A 19,672-nucleotide genomic window follows, 5' to 3' on the forward strand; every position below is an offset into this window, starting at 1 on the left:
CTTACTGTAAGAAAATAAAGCACTTCTATGTCGATAAATACTGATGAAACGACTTGGCAGACGTTTAAACGTCTTTGGCAATTTATCCGCCTTTACAAGTCTGGCCTTATCGTTGCCGTCATTGCATTAGTGATTAATGCTATCTCTGATACTTATATGATTTCTCTACTAAAACCGCTTCTCGATGAAGGTTTTGGTAATGCGGATTCTGATTTTCTACGTACACTTCCTTTAATTATATTTGTCATGATGTTCATTCGTGGCACGAGTGGTTTTGTCTCCACGTATTGTTTGAGTTGGGTCTCTGGCAATGTGGTGATGCTAGTACGACGCATGGTGTTTAATCACTTTATGCACATGCCTGTATCGTACTTTGACAAAGAAAAAACGGGTAACTTGCTTTCTCGAATCACTTACGATTCAGAGCAAGTCTCTGCGGCGACGAGCCAAGCGTTAGTGAGCATCGTACGTGAAGGCGCAAGCATTATTGGTTTGCTTGTTCTGATGTTTTACAACAGCTGGCAGTTGTCATTAGTGCTGTTTGCTGTAGCGCCTGTGGTTGCTTGGGGTATTGGTGTCGTTTCTAAGCGATTCAGAAAAATCTCTAAGAACATGCAAACGATGATGGGTAATGTGACCGCATCGGCTGAGCAAATGTTAAAAGGGCACAAAGTCGTATTGAGCTACGGTGGTCAAGACATTGAACGTCAACGTTTTGATAAAGTCAGCAACCAAATGCGTCAACAAAGCATGAAGTTGGTAACGGCTCAGGCTGCGGCAAACCCAATCATTCAAATGATTGCATCATTTGCGATTGTTGCTGTTCTTTATCTGGCAAGCATTGATTCAATCAAAGAGCAGCTGACTCCGGGTACTTTTACCGTGGTCTTTTCTGCGATGTTTGGTTTGATGCGCCCACTTAAAGCACTGACAAACGTAACTTCTCAGTTCCAACGTGGTATGGCAGCAAGCCAAACTTTGTTTGCTCTGATCGATTTAGAACCAGAGAAAAACGAAGGTAAATACACGGTTGAGCGTGCGAAGGGTGATGTATCTGTGAAAGATGTCAGCTTCACGTATGTAGGTTCAGAAAAGCCGGCTCTAGAGCATGTCAGTTTTGATATTCCTCGAGGTAAAACGGTCGCTCTAGTGGGGCGTTCAGGTTCAGGTAAAAGTACCATTGCGAACTTGTTTAACCGTTTTTATGACGTGGACAGTGGTTCGATTACATTAGATGGCCGTGATATTCGTGACTACGAATTGAAGAACTTGCGCGAGCAGTTTGCGTTGGTTTCGCAAAACGTACATCTTTTCAATGACACCATAGCAAATAACATTGCTTACGCGACGGAAGATAAGTACCAGCGCAGTGATATTGAGCATGCAGCGAAGCTGGCTCACGCAATGGAATTCATCAATAAGATGGAAAATGGTTTAGATACCATGATCGGCGAAAACGGCGCGAGCTTATCTGGTGGTCAGCGCCAACGTGTAGCTATTGCTCGGGCGTTGCTGCGTGATGCGCCTGTATTGATTCTTGACGAAGCAACCTCTGCTCTGGATACGGAATCTGAGCGTGCCATCCAAGCTGCATTAGATGAGCTGCAGAAAGATAAAACCGTGTTGGTGATTGCTCACCGCTTGTCAACGATCGAAAAAGCCGATGAGATTCTAGTCGTAGACGACGGTGCCATTATTGAACGAGGTAATCACGCAGACTTGATTGCTAAGAATGGCGCTTACGCTCAACTTCATCGCATCCAGTTTGGCGAATAGTTACTGTGGTTGAAAAAATCTGGTTTGAAAATCATCCACTAAAATATCTGTTGTGGCCATTATTATGGCCACTCAGTGTGTTGTTTGGTGCAATCAGTAGAGCGAAGCGTCAACAGTTCCAAACTGGTCGCAAGCAAGCTTATCAAGCACCCGTGCCCGTAGTAGTGGTCGGTAATATCACCGCTGGTGGCAATGGTAAGACGCCTGTTGTGGTTTGGTTGGTCGAGCAATTACAACATCTGGGGTACAAACCGGGAGTGGTGTCTCGAGGATACGGTGCGAAGGCTCCGCAGTATCCGCTGGTGTTAAATGATGATACTCCTACTCAACATTGTGGTGATGAACCTAAACTCATCCACCGGCGCACCGGAGCTCCTGTCGCAGTAGACCCTGTACGTGCAAACGCCGTGAAAGCGCTAGTAGAGTTAGACGTGGATATCATCATTACCGATGATGGTTTGCAGCATTATGCTCTAGAGCGTGATGTTGAACTTGTGATTGTTGATGGAAATCGTCGTTTTGGTAATGAGTGTTTGATTCCGCTTGGTCCATTGCGCGAAGGTGTTGAGCGACTTCAGGAAGTCGACTTTATCATCACCAATGGCGGTTTGGCCCATCAGGGGGAGATCTCGATGTCTCTAGCGCCATCAAAAGCGATCAACCTAAAGACCAAGCAGCAAGTTGATGTGAGTGAGTTAAAGGCGCTGGTGGCATTTGCCGGTATCGGGCATCCACCTCGGTTTTTTAATACACTAGAATCAATGAATGCGGATGTTAAAGTCACGAAAGGTTTTGCTGACCATCAAGACTTTGACCAAAAAGAACTTGAAGCATTGGCTCTGCAAGGGGCGAATGTGATTATGACAGAGAAAGATGCTGTCAAATGTAGCGACTACGCACAAGACAATTGGTGGTATCTGCCTGTATCTGCTCAATTTGAGCCTAAAGATGCAGAGCGAATTTTAAATCGAATAAAAGAGGTTAAAGCGACTTATGGATCACCGTCTGCTTGAGATTGTGGCTTGCCCAGTGTGTAAAGGTAAGCTGACTTACGATAAAGATAATCAAGAGTTGATCTGCAAATTGGATCGCCTTGCTTACCCTATCAAAGAGGGTATTCCTGTTCTGCTTGAGCCAGAAGCTCGCACCATGAGTATGGATGAGGGACGTTAATGTCTTTTACGGTTGTGATACCGGCTCGTTACTCTTCGAGCCGTTTACCAGGTAAACCACTGGCTGATATCGGTGGTAAACCAATGGTGCAATGGGTTTACGAACAAGCAATGCAAGCTGGCGCTGATGACGTGATCATTGCTACTGACGATGAGCGAGTTTCTGCGGCGGTTGAGCAATTCGGTGGCAAAGTTTGTATGACTTCGCCAAACCACGAATCTGGTACAGAGCGTTTAGCGGAAGTGGTAGAGAAAATGGCCATTCCTGCTGACCACATTATTGTGAACGTTCAAGGTGATGAGCCTTTGGTACCACCAGTTATCATCCGCCAAGTTGCAGATAACTTAGCCGCTAGTGATGCACCTATGGCTACGTTGGCGGTTGAAATCGAATCTGAAGATGAAGTCTTTAACCCAAATGCCGTAAAAGTCGTTGCTGATGAGCGTGGTTATGCCATGTACTTTAGCCGAGCAACAATTCCTTGGGATCGTGATAACTTCGCAAAGCAAGACAAAGCTATCGTGAATCCATTGATGCGTCACATCGGTATCTATGCATACCGCGCAGGTTTCATTAATACTTACGTAAACTGGGCGCCAAGTGCCCTAGAGCAAATTGAATGCCTAGAGCAGTTACGAGTGCTTTGGTACGGCGAGAAAATCCACGTTGCAGTCGCTAAAGAAGCGCCAGCAGCAGGCGTTGATACGCCAGAAGATCTTGAAGCCGTTAGAGCTATTGTGGCGAAAAAAGCGTAACGATTCTACTTCTTGCAATTAATAAAAAGGCTCCTTTCATGGAGCCTTTGGCTTTAAGGGGATGAGTATATTTTTTACTAAATGTTTGAATCGTACTGATTGCGTTTTGGACAAGTAGCTAATGTTTCTCTGTGTCCCGTGTCTTTAACTTCTTCTAAGATTACGTCAAAGCCCCATAGGCGATAGACGTGTTTCAATACCTCATCATAACTTTCATCGAGTGGAATGCGGTTATGAGGAACGTACTGCAACGTGAGTGAACGGTCACCACGAACATCCACGTTAAACACCTGAATGTTAGGCTCTAAGTTTGATAGGTTGTACTGCGCCGCCAGAGTTTCTCGAATGCGCTTGTAGCCCATTTCATCATGTATGGCGGAAACTTCAATAAAGTTCTTCCTGTCATCATCGTTGATGGCGAACAGTTTGAAATCACGCATCAATTTCGGAGACAAATATTGGCTGATAAAGCTTTCATCTTTGAAATTATGCATAGCAAAATGCAAGGCATCTAACCAATCTGTTCCTGCTAGGTCCGGGAACCACTCTTTATCCTCGTCAGTTGGCTCTTCACAAATACGCTTTATATCGCGGAACATCGCAAAGCCGAGAGCATAAGGGTTGATACCGCTAAAGTAAGGACTGTTGTAAGGTGGTTGAGCAACCACACTTGTATGGCTATGTAAAAATTCAAGAATGAATTTTTCGGACACAATACCTTCATCATACAAGTGGTTTAAAATCGTATAGTGCCAGAACGTTGCCCATCCCTCATTCATAACCTGAGTTTGCTTTTGTGGATAAAAGTACTGGCTGATTTTTCGGACGATTCGAACAACCTCGCGTTGCCATGGTTCCAAGAGCGGCGCATGTTTCTCAAAGAAGTAGAGTAGGTTTTCTTGAGGTTCACTAGGGAAGCGCTCTTTAATGTCTTCTTCTTTAGTTTTGGCTCTTGGTACGGTTCGCCACAGTTCATTGACTTGAGATTGCAGATAAGCCTCGCGCTCCTCTTGGCGGGCCTTCTCTTCGGTAATCGAGATTTTCTCTGGTCGTTTGTAGCGGTCGACACCAAAGTTCATTAACGCATGGCAGGAGTCGAGAAGCTTTTCAACCTCTTGAACGCCATAGCGCTCCTCACATTCGGTAAGGTACTTTTTAGCGAAGAGTAAGTAGTCGATGATAGAACTGGCGTCCGTCCACGTTTGGAACAGATAATTCCCCTTGAAGAAAGAGTTGTGGCCGTAGCACGCGTGTGCAATGACAAGCGCTTGCATGGTGACTGTGTTTTCTTCCATCAAATACGCAATACAAGGGTCGGAGTTAATCACAATCTCGTACGCTAGGCCCATCTGACCATGTTTGTAGTTCTGTTCTGTTTGAATGAACTTCTTACCAAATGACCAATGGTTGTAGTTGATAGGCATACCGATACTTGAGTACGCATCCATCATCTGCTCAGACGTGATCACTTCGATCTGATTTGGATAGGTGTCCAAACGATAGTGCTCCGCGACACGTTTTATTTCCTTGTGATAGCGTTCAAGTAGTTCGAATGTCCAATCTGGTCCATCAGGTAGCAACTTGCTGTTGCGCTTTTTAGGCGCCTCTCCAGAGAGGTTTTTTGTTGCGGTAGTCATCGCTAGCCTCCTTACGCCGTTTCTTTTTGGAATAGTTCTCGGAAGACTGGGAAGATATCCTCCACAGAGCGAATATTCTTCATAGCGAAGTTTGGAAACTCGTCGGTGAGCTTCTCATACTCGTGCCATAAGGTTTGATGTGAGCGACGCGTGATTTCTATATAAGAATAGTACTGACAATTTGGCAGCAACTTATTAACGAGTAAATCTCGGCATCGTGGTGAGTCATCCGCCCAGTTATCCCCATCGGACGCTTGGGCTGCGTAGATGTTCCACTGACCAACCGGGTAACGCTCTTTGACGATTTCATCCATTAATTTCAAAGCGCTAGATACGATGGTGCCACCGGTTTCTTGCGAGTAGAAAAATTCGTGTTCATCGACTTCTTTGGCTTGCGTGTGGTGGCGAATAAACACAACGTCTACGTTTTCATAGGTGCGAGTTAAGAACAGATACAACAGCACATAGAAGCGTTTCGCGATGTCTTTGGTCGCTTGATCCATAGAACCAGATACGTCCATCAAACAAAACATCACGGCTTGGCTAGAAGGGACTGGTCGTTTTTCGTAGTTTTTAAAACGTAAATCGAAAGTATCGATGAACGGCACATTTTCAATTTTCTTGCGCAGTTCTTCGATTTCTTTTTTCAGACGATTTTCTTCAAGTTGTTGTGCTGGCTCAATATTTTTGATGCGAGTCAACTCGTCTTCGAGTTCTTTAAGAAGTCGCTTTTTGCCTGCAGTCATGGCGGTTCGACGAGCTAATGACTGCTGCAATGAACGAATAACGGAAATGTTGGAAGGGATCCCCGCGGTTTGGAAACCTGCTCGGTGAGTTTTCCATTCCGTAATTTTAGCGATTTGATTTTTTTCTAGATTCGGTAGCTCTAAGTCTTCAAACAGAATATCCAGGTATTCGTCTTTTGAAATTTGGAACACAAATTCATCTTGGCCTTCGCCATCTGGACTCGCATTACCTTCACCAGAGCCACTGCCTTGACCTCCACCTTTTGGACGCTCGATTTTATCACCCGTAATAAACTGATCGTTACCAGGGTGCACGCGTTCACGCACGCCACCTTTCCCTTGATGGAAAATTGGCTCGTTAATGTCTTTGTGCGGTATTGAGACGTCTTCGCCAGTTTCTGTATTCGTGATCGAGCGTCGATTCACTGCGTCAGCTACCGACTCTTTGATCTGCTCTTTATGGCGCTTCAAGAAGCGCTGTCTGTTAACAGCGCTCTTGTTCTTGCCATTGAGCCTGCGGTCTATAAATTGCGCCATGAAATAGCCCTCTTCATGTTTCACAAGCGACCTAACTCAACACTGGGTTAGGATGACTTACGTACTCGTAGGTACCACTCAGAAAGTAGGCGAACCTGTTTCTCGGTATAGCCTTTTTCCATCATGCGAGCGACAAAGTCGTCGTGTTTCTTCTGATCTTCAGAAGAGGTTTTCGCATTGAACGAGATAACCGGAAGAAGCTCTTCGGTATTGGAGAACATTTTCTTCTCGATTACCGTGCGCAGTTTTTCGTAGCTGGTCCAAACTGGGTTTTGACCATTGTTATTGGCTTTCGCACGAAGCACAAAGTTGACGATTTCGTTTCGGAAATCTTTCGGGTTGGAGATACCAGCGGTTTTCTCAATTTTCTCTAGTTCCGCATTGAGAGATGCGCGGTCAAATAGCTGTCCCGTTTCTGGATCTCGGTATTCTTGGTCCTGAATCCAGAAGTCAGCGTAGGTAACATAACGGTCGAAGATGTTTTGGCCGTACTCAGAGTAAGATTCTAGGTATGCGGTTTGAATCTCTTTACCGATAAACTCAACGTAACGAGGAACGAGGTACCCTTTCAAAAACTCAAGATATTTTTCTGCGGTTTCTGATGGGAATTGTTCGCGTTCTACTTGTTGTTCAATCACATAGAACAAGTGAACTGGGTTTGCTGCCACTTCGGTTTGGTCAAAGTTGAACACGCGAGACAAAATCTTAAACGCAAAACGTGTAGATAGGCCGTTCATACCTTCATCGACGCCTGCGTAATCTCGATATTCTTGGTAGCTTTTCGCTTTAGGATCGGTGTCTTTTAGCGTCTCGCCGTCGTACACGCGCATTTTCGAGAAGATAGACGAGTTTTCAGGCTCTTTCAGACGAGAAAGAATGCTGAACTGCGCCAATGTTTCTAATGTGCTTGGTGAGCAAGGGGCTTGAGACAATTCACTGTTTTCAAGCAGTTTTTGATAGATTTTAACTTCTTCCGATACGCGTAAACAGTAGGGTACTTTAACGATGTATACACGGTCTAGGAAGGCTTCGTTGTTTTTGTTGTTGCGGAAGGTTTGCCACTCAGATTCGTTGGAGTGAGCCAAAATCATGCCGTCGAATGGAATTGCAGAAAGGCCTTCCGTCCCGTTAAAGTTGCCTTCCTGTGTTGCGGTTAGTAATGGGTGCAATACTTTAATTGGCGCTTTGAACATCTCGACGAATTCCATCAAGCCTTGGTTTGCTTTACACAGCGCGCCAGAGTAGCTGTACGCATCTGGGTCGTCTTGAGAGTAGTGTTCGAGTTTACGGATATCCACTTTACCGACGAGTGATGAAATATCTTGGTTGTTCTCATCACCAGGTTCGGTTTTCGCAATACCGATTTGGTCAAGGATAGATGGACGAACTTTCATCACTTTAAACTTGGTGATGTCGCCGCCAAATTCGTGAAGGCGTTTTGCTGCCCAAGGCGACATGATTGAGCGAAGATAGCGCTGCTCAATACCGTAGTCCGTTTTCAGAATCTCGCCATCTTCGGTCGCTTTGAATAAACAGAATGGGTGGTCGTTCACTGGGCTGCGTTCGCCATTAGCGCTCAATACGTAAATAGGCATCGCTTCCATAAGCGATTTTAATTTTTCAGCAAGTGAGGACTTACCGCCACCAACAGGGCCTAATAGATAGAGGATCTGTTTGCGTTCTTCTAATCCTTGTGCCGCATGTTTGAGGTAAGAAACAATTTGTTCAATCGCATCTTCCATACCATAAAAGTCTTTGAAAGTTTCATAGCGAGAGATAACGCGGTTGGAGAAGATGCGGCTCAAACGTGGGTCTTTAGCTGTATCTATTATCTCTGGCTCGCCGATTGCCATCAGTAGGCGTTCTGCTGCATTAGCATAAGCACTTTTGTCATCTTTACACAGGGCTAGAAACTCCTGTAACGACATCTCTTCATCTTTTGCAGCTTCATATCTGGATTGATAGTGGTCGAAAATACTCATGTCGCTTTCCCCTTTAATAGTCAGTCTACCGACGAACGTTGGTGCAGGCTGTTCCACGTTTTGCTGTGCTCTTAGTTGCCTGAATGTCGACGTCCTGTTATCTCATTTGGTTTGTACGAAATGTATGACCAGTAACACCAAAGACTTTGCTTTATGGACAGTTTTTTCATCACAACGGTGAGCAGTGGATGTGTACTTTTCAGTCACAGCCTTTCTCTACTTAAGCCTAGTCGGGGATTTGCAATTTTGCTTAACAATTATGAATTTATTGTAAAAGTGACATTTGAATCACTCTTTAGATGAGTATGAATTTATGTTGCGAATAGGGCGGAGATAAATCAAATATTTGGTGAAAAATGCAGAATTTCAGTGATTCGTTATTCCACATTACACAAGATAAGCAGAAGGATACGGTAGCGAAGAATGGAAGTTGTGACAGGAAAATAAAAAAGGAGAGCGAATGCTCTCCTAATCAAAGACTTGCTATCTTACGCACTAAAAATTTGTGCAAGCTCGTTTTCACACAAGTGATATTGACGAGGGCAGTTACGCCAAGTTTGCAGCATGCGACGGTATTTATCTAGCATTGGCATTTGGCTGTTAAAGTGGTGATCTGCCTTGTCGAATTGTGGGTAAAGACCTTCAGAATCAACAAGGAAGCGGACGTAATGCACTTGCTGCGCTTCTGTTGCGATATCGAAACCTAAGAACTGTAAGCGACGTTGGTCTACTTTGCTACGCTCTTCCGCATCTAACATATTGTTAGATTCTTGCATCGCGTGATACATCTCCATAATGTCGATGATTTCACGGCATTCTGCTTCTGAAAGGCAACCGAAATCTTTGTTCAGTTCGCGCATTTGTAGCTCATAGCCGCGTTCAACGATCGTCTGTAGGCGTTTGTATTTAGCCGCATTATTCGGATCAAGCTGAGACATTAGGTTGTATTGGTTTGATAGGATCAAACGTTGAGCGTTTGACATTTCCATGATGACCTCACTAAATAATCTAATACATTTTTAATGTGCTTAGGTTAACGCTTCAGACAAGGGTGAAACATGATCTCAACACATATTTAATATGAAAAAATGGCAAGAATTGCCGAATTCAGCCACCGCGAGATACACGATATAAGAAGAATATCTACTTTTTGTGATAGTGGTTGTATATGTAATCTCGGTCCGAAAACACTCTTAACCACTCTGGCTTGAAGACGGTTAATACTGCCAGTGACATCCCGTTAAGTAACCCTTCGGGGAACGCAAGCAATGGGACAAAAATAAAGTAGTTGTGTTGAATGGTTTCCCAATCGTAGTGGCCAACCAACAAGTGATAAAACGAGTTAAATACTAAGTGTAAACTGCCTGTGAGTGCGCCATTAAAAAAGCCAGCGACAAAAATAAACACAAAGATGTTGCGGGGTAAATAATGGTAACTAAGCAAAAAGACTAAGTAGCTGATTAATATTGGAACGAGCGCCGATAGCACAAGAGAGCTCGGGAGCAAGATAAACGAAATATCGTGTATCCAGTGGTAGGCGATCATAGCAGGAATGCTGAGCAAAAAAGCCATTCGCCAACCGTACATCATGGTTAGTGTCGTTAACGCGAGAAAGTGTATTTGTAACCCTTCTTTTACTCCTGCTTGAGCAGACCAAAGAACCGTAATGAGGAAGAAAGAGGCAAGCACGATATGTTGAAATGCTTTCTCTTGTTCAAGTTTAGGCCAAACTACTTTTCTCCAATCGGGTATGCAAAAAGCAACGACAACCCAAGTGACGATGATGAGTGAGCCTACGTTAAACCAGTCCATGAACTCTTTTCCTAAAATGCGTTTGTTACTTTTATGTTGATCCTTTTGTTGGGGTGCTATTTTACACGCCTTGGTGATTTATATAAGGAATTTGCCAGTGTTACATACAAAAATGCCAGCTAAATGCTGGCATTTCTAGAACGTTAAGTTTCTTATTTGCTTAGTATTTCACGTTAGAGTGGTACTGAGACAAGATGGATTGAATTTCATCCATTGTCTCTTTTGAAGGAGGATTCACGCCTTCAAGAGGGTACTCTAAACCAAGAGCTTCCCATTTATGTGCACCGAGTTTGTGATATGGGAGCAGTTCAACTTTCTCGATGTTGTCCATATCTTTAATGAATTCACCCAGCATGTGCGCCGCCTCTGGATCATCGGTGTAACCCGGCACAACTACGTAGCGGATCCATGTTTTTTGACCAATTTTGTGCAAGTAACGAGCAAAGTCTAACGTACGTCGATTCGACACACCGATAAAGTCTTGGTGAATTTCATCTTTCATATGTTTGATATCTAGCATCACCAAATCAGTCGCGTCCAATACTTCGTCGATCACTTCTGTGTGTTTACGAATGTAGCCATTGGTATCTAGACATGTGTGGATGCCTTCTGCGTGAGCCGCACGGAAAAAGTCGCGAACAAATTCTGGTTGAAGCATGGCTTCGCCACCAGAACAAGTGATACCACCACCTGATGCATTCATGAAATGACGGTAGCTTTTCGCTTCGGCAATGATTTCTTCAACAGTAACTTCTTTACCATCATGCGTGTCCCAAGTATCGCGGTTATGGCAATACTTACAGCGCATTAAACAACCTTGCAAGAAGACGATAAAACGAATACCAGGTCCGTCTACGGTACCGCATGATTCAAATGAGTGAATACGACCAGTTGTTGACATCTTTTGCTCTCATTACTAATAAATTCTTGCTGTTATTTTATTACAAAAAGCAGGGTTAAAACAGCCTTGTGGGTGGCTAAGGCAGCGTAATGTGACCAAAGAAAACGGCCAATGACGCGTTCATTGGCCGGAGAGATAAATACTATTTAAAAGAAAGCAAAGACTGAGAAAGAACCAGTACCATAAACGTCAGTTTGTGATTCTTCGTAATCAGGTGTTTTCACCGTAAAGGTTAGGCTTGCGCCGTAATTCTGGTTATACCAAGTTGCACCTGCAACGGCACTTGCTTGCCAGTTTTCTAGAGTCACATCATAAGGTTCTGATGAGCCTGGAATACCTGAGCGATCGCCTTCAATGGTGATATCGTTGAAACGGTATCGACCTTCAAATCCTGTAAAGACAAACCAACTGGAGGTATTTTTCGCAAGCATACTGGCAGAGAAAGGGCTTTCTACACTGATGTTTGCCGCGCCAATACTATTGGCTAGATTCGTGCCCCAGCGGAACATGACACCTTGTGATACATCGCTGCGGAAGTTACCTGCGTTAATGTCATTCACATTAGTGATTTCCCATTGCGTCTTCTGGCCCTCACTGCGCATGAGTTTATTGAAAGCTCGGTAACCAACGCTAAAGGCAATTTCATCGTCAATTTGGTAATCCCAGCCTTGAGGATCGGTTGAACCAGTGATGCCGTGAACAATTTCCTGCGCTTTTTCTGATAGAGAACTTTCACCTGTGGCACCAATGGTGAAGTTATAGCGAACGGCTTGATCGGCGGTTAGAGATAGGTAGTTGATTTCAGTGTGTAGGTAACCAGCGTATGGACGGTCATTGGCAAGAGGGTAGTCTGCTTCAATATCACTTGGAGTCCACATTTTGTGGCCAAGTACTACCTCGATTTTATCGACATTGGATTGGTCTGCATTTTCTAAGCTGAACCATTTCCATTCGCTTTCTTTTTTTAGTTTCTCGGTTGCGTAAGAGAAGAATATACCGTTGGTGTAATCTTGGTCGACACCAAAAATGCCATCGTTATCAAGGGTAAAGGATACTGTGGATTTGGTGGATGCCAGAGCAACTGGCGATAAAAGGGTAAGGAAAATTAATTTACTGAGTTTCATATACTGCATTTACTAACTTTTTTTGCATCATACGTAAGAATTCAATCAAAATCTTCCGCAATGTCACAACTTTAGTTCAAGAAACAAAAAAAGGCTGATGCTTTGCAGCATCAGCCTTTGTTGTATCACTAAAACGTTATTTCGATATAGTCTTATAGAGACTCAGTGAATGTACGTGCGATTACGTCAGCTTGTTGCTCTGCAGTTAGAGAGTTGAAGCGAACAGCGTAACCAGATACACGAATTGTTAGCTGAGGGTATTTCTCTGGGTGCTTAACTGCGTCTTCTAGAGTTTCGCGGTTAAGAACGTTCACGTTTAGGTGTTGACCACCTTCGATACCAGCTTCGTGGTGGAAGTAACCATCCATCAGACCAGCAAGGTTAGCGCGTTGTGAACCCTCATCTTTACCTAGTGCGTTAGGTACGATAGAGAATGTGTAAGAGATACCATCTTGTGCGTCAGCAAACGGCAGTTTAGCAACTGAAGTTAGTGATGCTACAGCACCTTTCTCATCGCGACCGTGCATTGGGTTTGCACCTGGAGCAAATGGAGCACCAGCACGACGACCGTCAGGTGTGTTACCAGTTTTCTTACCGTATACCACGTTTGAAGTGATAGTAAGAATTGACTGAGTAGGGATTGCATCACGGTAAGTCTTAAGCTTACGAATTTTGCCCATAAATACAGAAACAAGTTCACATGCGATGTCATCAACGCGTGGGTCGTTGTTACCAAATTTAGGGTAATCGCCTTCGATTTCGAAGTCGATTGCTAGACCGTCTTCATCACGGATAGGTTTAACAGTTGCGTATTTAATTGCAGACAGAGAGTCAGCAGCAACAGATAGACCAGCAATACCACAAGCCATAGTACGTTTAACGTCACGGTCGTGCAGAGCCATTAGTGCAGCTTCGTAGCTGTACTTGTCGTGCATGAAGTGGATTGCGTTTAGTGCAGTCACGTACTGCTTCGCTAGCCAATCCATGAAGTGGTCCATTTTTTCCCACAACTCGTCATAGCTTAGTACGTCGCCTTCGATCTTAGGCATTTTCGGACCAACTTGGATTTTTAGCTTCTCATCCACACCACCGTTGATGGTGTAAAGCATAGTTTTCGCAAGGTTAGCACGAGCGCCGAAGAACTGCATTTGTTTACCAACAACCATTGGAGATACACAACATGCGATTGCGTAGTCGTCAGAGTTCATGTCTGGACGCATTAGGTCGTCGTTTTCGTACTGGATTGAAGAAGTATCGATAGATACTTTCGCACAGAACTTCTTGAAGCCTTCAGGTAGTTGCTCAGACCAAAGTACAGTGATGTTTGGCTCTGGAGAAGGACCCATTGTGTATAGTGAGTTTAGGAAACGGAAGTTAGTACGAGTAACTAGCGTACGACCGTCAAGACCCATACCACCCATAGACTCAGTTGCCCAGATTGGGTCGCCAGAGAATAGATCATCGTACTCAGGAGTACGTAGGAAACGAACCATACGTAGTTTCATTACGAAGTGGTCGATCATTTCCTGAGCTTGTTCTTCAGTAAGCTTACCAGCAGCGATATCACGCTCGATGAACACGTCTAGGAACGTAGAAGTACGACCTAGAGACATTGCAGCACCGTTTTGAGACTTAACAGCCGCTAGGTAGCCGAAGTAAGTCCATTGGATAGCTTCTTGTGCAGTTTCAGCAGGGCGAGAGATATCACAACCGTATTTCGCTGCCATAACTTTCATTTGGCCAAGTGCACGGTGTTGCTCAGCGATCTCTTCGCGAAGCTGCATAGTCATTTGAAGATCTTCACCGTTCTCAAAACGCTCTTGTAGAGATTTGAATTGAGCCAGTTTGTCCTTCATTAGGAAGTCGATACCGTATAGAGCAACACGGCGGTAGTCACCGATGATACGGCCACGACCGTAAGCATCTGGAAGACCAGTTAGAACACCAGATTTACGACAAGCTAGGATTTCTGGAGTGTAGATGTCGAAAACACCAGCGTTGTGAGTTTTACGGTATTCTGTAAAGATTTTTTTAACTTGTGGGTCTAGTTCGCGATCGTATGCTTTGCACGAACCTTCAACCATGCGGATACCACCGTTAGGGATGATAGCGCGTTTTAGAGGAGCGTCAGTTTGAAGACCAACGATAGTCTCAAGATCTTTCTCGATGTAGCCTGCATCGTGAGCAGTGATGGTAGAGATGATAGAAGTATCGAAATCAACAGGAGCGTGAGTTGAGTTCTCTTGCTTGATACCTTCCATTACCTTAGCCCAAAGCTTGTTAGTTGCTTCAGTACCTTCAGAAACTAGGAAAGATTCGTCGCCTTCGTACGGAGTGTAGTTCTTTTGAATGAAATCACGAACGTTTACTTCGTTTTGCCAGTCACCTGCAACAAAACCTTCCCAAGCTTTAGCAAATTGCTCTGCCATGACATACCTACCTTTTTAGTAGAAAAAAATTACGTACTGCTTCGCCGTTGAGCCAGCTATCCCCAAAATCTGAGGGGGAACAGTACACTCTTTTGAATAACAATATTTATAGTCTTAAATTTAAAAAATTGGGTCACAAAACTATAAATATTGTCACTATCTTTAATGACACTCTTTTTAAGAGACAACTAGAGGTTAAACTAAAATTTTTTTGCAAACCTTAAACTAAATCAATAAATCCTCAAAAATCTCGATAAAAATGGGGTAGCGACAAGCGCTACCCACACGTTTTTTGAACAATCAGCCTTACAGCCAAGCTTTGATGCCATACTGGCCTTCTAGCATACCAACTGCAAGCATAGCGACCAAACAGATAACAAGTACACCTACTGGGATCACAATCTTGTCTACGAATGACAGGCGAGCTGCACGCTCTTTGTCACCAATTAGACCGTTGTTATCAAGTAGCATTGTTAATGCCCATGCTAGGACAGGGTTAACGACGGCAGAACCGAAAATACAGATACCCGCTGCTTGAGAGTCTTTAGAGTCTTTCACCATTTGCATACCTGCTTCAAGTAGAGGTAGAGATACACCTACAAGAAGAGCGACACGCATTACTGGTGGCCATACTGCGATGTCCATTGGGAAGCCAAGGATCGCGATGATCATCACTAGAAGACCAAGAAGGATAGCACCGCCAGGAATTGGACGTTTTGCAATCGCTGCTGGGATCATGTAAGTACCCCAAGATGAAGTGATGTTACCACCACCTACCGCTGTACCTACCATCTGACGGATAGAACACATAGTCATTGTGTCATCAACGTCCATTAGTACTTTTTCAGTCTTTTTAGGGTAGTTAAGTTCTTGGAAAATACGATGACCTAAGAAGTCAGGAGACCACATTGCTACTGCTAGGATTGCAAAAGGCAGTGACGCGATGAAGTGTTCCATATTAGGAAGACCGAGCATCCAACCTTCTTCAGTGCTGCCCCACCAGTAAACAGGGTTTAGATTCGGTAGACCAGTTTCAGTGACGAATTTGATGTCAAAACCAGCACCTAGCACTAGAGCGATAATAAGGCCTGTGAAAGCACACACTGGAATCGCAAGCCAACGTTTGTTCACTTTTGCAAGGAAAGCGTATAGTGCGATAGTCACTGCAAGCACGATCAGACCCACGTAACCCATGCTGCCAGCTTCAACAGTTGAAGATTGAAGGCCAACTGCCCATTCTTGAATCGAGTTGATTTGGCTCATGGTCCCCGTCAAGCCCAAGAAAATGAGCAAGCCACCAGCTGTACCCTCTGAGGTGAGGTTCACTAGTTTGGAACCGCCTTTCAAGAAGCTAAGTAGAAGACCGAATACACCAATAAGAATTGCCAATGCAAGAGGGTGAGCACCAGCGAGAGCGATGGTACCAATAAGAGGGATCATTGGACCGTGGTTACCTGCTAAGTTGGCTTTCGGGTTGATAAAGCCAGAAGCAAGCACACAGAAAAGTAGTGCAGGGATTAGCATTTCTACACGCGCAACTTCAATGGCAAAATCTTTGCCTAAGTTAACGTGGTCCCATGCTGCAGTAAGGCCTTCAGCCCAAGACATCATTACCGCAGAGTACATTGCGATAATGCCGATAGTACCAGCAAGTGCTGGAACAAGGTCTTCAAGCTCAAAGCGGAAGTCACGACCTGGCAAGTTTAAGCCGAAACGACGCGGCTTCATGATTTGTAGTTCGTGGTCTAGGTAGTCTGAACGGCTCGCGAACTCAGATGATGGACGATGAAGCTCACGGTAGCTTTTGGTCTCGATATCTGAATCAGAGTGCGCTTTGTTAACTGCGTCTGACATAGATTCCTCATATATTTAAAAGTTATGAATTATTCATTCAAGTGTGTTATTCCGCATCCTGCGGCACGTCCTATGCTAGCTATTATTAGATTTGTTACACGTCGACGTCGTGCCTAAGCATAGCTAATAACTTGTTGTGTTGAGGCACAAAAAATTCCTCATCTTTTGGCTGGAGTCTAGCAAGATAGCCATTTAGGGTGATTGATTTAGATCACTTTAAGAATAGATGTGAAATAAAACTACAGAAAGTGTCTGGTATGCGAATGAGATGGTTATTTAGTGTGTAATTTCATTACACAAGTTGCATAAAATTAGAGTTTATTGCCCTGCATCGCATGGGGCACCCTTAAATGATCAATATTCACGATGTTTATATAAAGCTGGCTTTATTCTTGCTTTGTACCGAGCAACGACGATTTTTTGGCTAATCATTGCCGCTCAGTTTAGGAAGAAGACATGAAACAGCTTAAAGTACTGCCACTTGTGGCAATTATCTCAGGTTTAATGGTCGGTTGTGGCGGCGGTGGCGGCGGTGGCGGTGGCGGCGGTACACCTCAAACTGCATTTAACTTCACTTTTGTTGCGCCAAAGACACAAGCGCTTTCAAGTAACGGTACTTGTACGATTTACGATCGCTTTGAGTCAAACAACATTGAGCAAGTATTGAATTACCATAAGTTGGGTGGTGTTTTAGACACTCAGTTAACAGCTTATTACTCTGATGCATCGGGTAACCGCGTTGGTGATTTGGTAACAGCAAGCAATGACAAATTGACGATTATTCTGCAAACGATTCCAGATGGCGGTAGTGTTACTGTTCAAGAGGTGAATGGCACTATTATTAACGCGATTACCTTTTCAAAAGATCTTTTGGAATCTGAGTCCTCTTTGAGAAACGTATACCTATCTGCAGATGCGAACGTAAGTAATACGAGCTGTCTGACGGGAAATAACGATTCAAAAGTCAATAAGACGAACTTGGACTACAAGACTGCGGAAGATGCTTCAGGCAATCCATATTCGACGTTCTACTTTGATTCCCAGCTAGAAACTGTAACGGCGAACGAATCGCGCTTTACCAAGGGTGAAAGTTTACCAGCGGTTAGTACCGAAAAAACGATGGTAGCTCAATACCGCACTGCTTCACGCTCTTCCTTGTACCAATATGGTTTTGAAGACTGGACGGATGGACGCATGGTCTTTGCAGGAACGCCTTCGATGCCTATGGTCAGTACGTCGGGTATCAATTTTTCTAAGATAGATATTGATACAATCTACAAAAACTTTTCTTACCGTTTAGCTGAAGTGCCAAAGACAAGTGCGTTTTATCACCCTGATGCATTGAAAGGCGATGTTTGGACATTCAGTGTAGAAGGCACGATTGCAACGCCTGGATGGACAGCTGCATACACAGACAAAGTTTCTGAAAACTGGAGCATTGTTGTTGATGACCGCTCTCTATTTTCAGTAACGGATACCCAGAACACGAAGCCAGGTGTATCAAACAGTGTTGTTGATCTAACTGACAGTATTGGTTTAGGCCAAGAAAACGGGTTACAACGCGTGAGCTATCAGCAAGGTACGATGGTTGGTGCAACGCCATACGTTGTTCGCCATTCTGTTTACTCGTTGATCGAAGGAAGTATCGTCGTTCCTGACTTAGATTACTCTAGTGTTCCTTCTGGTGCTCGAAGTGATTTAGTTATCTCCAATAACTCGTTAATTACTCAGAGCTATGTGTTTACCGATGAAAAAGCAGACGTTAAAGCTGCTGATTTTCTCACTGCTTTTGCCAATGGTGATGGCGCTGATACGACAAAAGATGTACTCGGTATCGTAATGAATGAGAAACAAGTTAGAGATACGATGAATCGCATTGCTCAAACTAAGACGCTGATGTTAGAGAGAAGCAATTAACACTTTTGTAAATTTATTTAGCCCCTCACTTGAGGGGCTTTTTTGTGGTCTATATTCACGAATAAAAGAATATGTTGCTATATATTGCATATTCATTTGTCTATCGTATCTATCTATTCGATTTATTTAGGTTAATAATTTGTTGCAACTTTCTGGGGGTGGTGCTAATTTGTTCCGAAATAGAGAGGGCGGAGTCCCTTAATTGCAGTGACAAAAACACAGGGAGTAGAGCGCATGAATGATGTACCAGCGCTAGATATAAAAGACCTGCACAAAACATTTGGACAGAATGAAGTCCTGAAAGGCATTTCACTTGCCGCTCACAAAGGGGATGTTATCTCCATCATTGGCTCTTCCGGTTCTGGCAAGAGTACTTTTCTTAGATGTATTAACTTACTAGAAACACCGACCGCTGGTGAAATTTGGGTAAACGGCGAGCTTATTCAAATGAAAAACAACCGCGCGGGTGAATCCGTACCTGCCAACGAAAAACAAGTTCAGCGTATTCGTTCGCGTTTAGCTATGGTTTTTCAGGGGTTTAACCTTTGGTCTCATCTTACCGTTCTTGAAAACGTCATCGAAGCACCTGTTCACGTTCTTGGTGTGCCGAAAGCTCAAGCGATTGAAAATGCAGAGTTGTTACTGAAAAAAGTCGGCCTTTACGAACGTAAAGATTATTACCCAGGTCATTTATCTGGTGGTCAGCAACAGCGTGCTGCGATTGCTCGTGCCCTTGCCGTAGATCCAGAAGTTATGCTGTTTGACGAGCCTACCTCTGCGCTTGACCCTGAGCTTGTTGGGGAAGTGCTAGGGGTAATGAGAGATTTGGCAGATGAAGGGCGAACCATGTTGGTGGTGACGCACGAAATGGCGTTTGCTCGTGACGTCTCAAATCATGTGATGTTCTTGCATCAAGGCTTAGTGGAAGAACAGGGAGATCCAGCTAAGCTATTTACTAACCCCGATTCTCAGCGATTACAGCAGTTTATCTCATCTATCTACTAATATTCATTAGGCGGCAGAGTTTTG

The 19,672-nt window shown here is 44.0% G+C and carries 15 protein-coding genes; 6 read left to right on the forward strand and 9 right to left on the reverse strand.

Annotation, left to right across the window (positions count from 1 at the left end):
• Positions 1 to 27 precede the first annotated feature (27 nt).
• The 4 genes from msbA to kdsB are packed head-to-tail and all read left to right on the forward strand — an operon-like array spanning position 28 to position 3,704.
• Positions 28 to 1,776 carry a lipid A ABC transporter ATP-binding protein/permease MsbA gene (gene msbA / locus DYB02_RS06260; RefSeq protein WP_015296464.1) on the forward strand — a complete coding sequence of 583 codons (1,749 nt, stop codon included), beginning with the start codon at positions 28 to 30 and terminating at the stop codon, positions 1,774 to 1,776.
• 5 nt (positions 1,777 to 1,781) lie between these two features.
• Positions 1,782 to 2,789, forward strand: coding sequence for a tetraacyldisaccharide 4'-kinase (lpxK, locus tag DYB02_RS06265; protein WP_021822159.1), 1,008 nt, complete (start codon positions 1,782 to 1,784; stop codon positions 2,787 to 2,789).
• Positions 2,770 to 2,949, forward strand: coding sequence for a Trm112 family protein (locus tag DYB02_RS06270; RefSeq protein WP_005378451.1), 180 nt, complete (start codon positions 2,770 to 2,772; stop codon positions 2,947 to 2,949). Before lpxK ends, DYB02_RS06270 begins: the two co-directional genes overlap by 20 nt.
• Positions 2,949 to 3,704 (forward strand): 3-deoxy-manno-octulosonate cytidylyltransferase, encoded by a 756-nt coding sequence (gene kdsB / locus DYB02_RS06275; protein WP_005456221.1) that lies wholly within the window; start codon positions 2,949 to 2,951, stop codon positions 3,702 to 3,704. Before DYB02_RS06270 ends, kdsB begins: the two co-directional genes overlap by 1 nt.
• A 77-nt stretch (positions 3,705 to 3,781) precedes the next feature.
• Here the strand turns inward: kdsB and DYB02_RS06280 are convergent, their stop codons facing one another.
• The 9 genes from DYB02_RS06280 to DYB02_RS06325 all read right to left on the reverse strand — a co-directional run bounded on the left by DYB02_RS06280 (position 3,782) and on the right by DYB02_RS06325 (position 16,726).
• On the reverse strand, positions 3,782 to 5,341 hold the full coding sequence (locus tag DYB02_RS06280; protein WP_029804267.1) for a SpoVR family protein: 1,560 nt from the start codon (positions 5,339 to 5,341) through the stop codon (positions 3,782 to 3,784).
• A gap of 11 nt (positions 5,342 to 5,352) precedes the next feature.
• Positions 5,353 to 6,624 carry a YeaH/YhbH family protein gene (locus DYB02_RS06285; protein ID WP_005481863.1) on the reverse strand — a complete coding sequence of 424 codons (1,272 nt, stop codon included), beginning with the start codon at positions 6,622 to 6,624 and terminating at the stop codon, positions 5,353 to 5,355.
• A 47-nt stretch (positions 6,625 to 6,671) separates the two neighbouring features.
• A complete protein-coding gene (locus DYB02_RS06290; RefSeq protein WP_005456210.1) occupies positions 6,672 to 8,606 on the reverse strand; it encodes a PrkA family serine protein kinase in 1,935 nt (644 codons plus the stop codon).
• A gap of 488 nt (positions 8,607 to 9,094) precedes the next feature.
• Complete coding sequence (locus DYB02_RS06300) at positions 9,095 to 9,595, reverse strand: YfbU family protein (protein WP_005456271.1); 501 nt, start codon at positions 9,593 to 9,595, stop codon at positions 9,095 to 9,097.
• Positions 9,596 to 9,749: 154 nt separating this feature from the next.
• Entirely contained in the window at positions 9,750 to 10,418 is a 669-nt protein-coding gene (locus DYB02_RS06305) for an energy-coupling factor ABC transporter permease (protein ID WP_005495910.1), read from the reverse strand.
• Positions 10,419 to 10,578: 160 nt separating this feature from the next.
• Positions 10,579 to 11,319, reverse strand: a complete 741-nt coding sequence (gene pflA / locus DYB02_RS06310) for a pyruvate formate lyase 1-activating protein (protein ID WP_005456250.1) — start codon at positions 11,317 to 11,319, stop codon at positions 10,579 to 10,581.
• Between the two features lie 146 nt (positions 11,320 to 11,465).
• Entirely contained in the window at positions 11,466 to 12,443 is a 978-nt protein-coding gene (locus DYB02_RS06315) for a lipid A deacylase LpxR family protein (RefSeq protein ID WP_005481800.1), read from the reverse strand.
• Between the two features lie 152 nt (positions 12,444 to 12,595).
• Positions 12,596 to 14,872, reverse strand: coding sequence for a formate C-acetyltransferase (gene pflB / locus DYB02_RS06320; RefSeq protein WP_005456189.1), 2,277 nt, complete (start codon positions 14,870 to 14,872; stop codon positions 12,596 to 12,598).
• 306 nt (positions 14,873 to 15,178) lie between these two features.
• Complete coding sequence (locus tag DYB02_RS06325) at positions 15,179 to 16,726, reverse strand: DUF3360 family protein (RefSeq protein WP_005456280.1); 1,548 nt, start codon at positions 16,724 to 16,726, stop codon at positions 15,179 to 15,181.
• A gap of 456 nt (positions 16,727 to 17,182) precedes the next feature.
• On the opposite strand from DYB02_RS06325, the gene DYB02_RS06330 reads away from it, so the two are divergent.
• Together DYB02_RS06330 and DYB02_RS06340 are read left to right on the forward strand one after the other, a co-directional pair.
• Entirely contained in the window at positions 17,183 to 18,643 is a 1,461-nt protein-coding gene (locus DYB02_RS06330; RefSeq protein WP_005481901.1) for a flagellar sheath protein A, read from the forward strand.
• Between the two features lie 234 nt (positions 18,644 to 18,877).
• Entirely contained in the window at positions 18,878 to 19,648 is a 771-nt protein-coding gene (locus DYB02_RS06340) for an ABC transporter ATP-binding protein (RefSeq protein ID WP_005456207.1), read from the forward strand.
• Positions 19,649 to 19,672: the final 24 nt, after the last annotated feature.

This window comes from Vibrio parahaemolyticus, assembly GCF_900460535.1.
GTDB classification, from domain to species: domain Bacteria; phylum Pseudomonadota; class Gammaproteobacteria; order Enterobacterales; family Vibrionaceae; genus Vibrio; species Vibrio parahaemolyticus.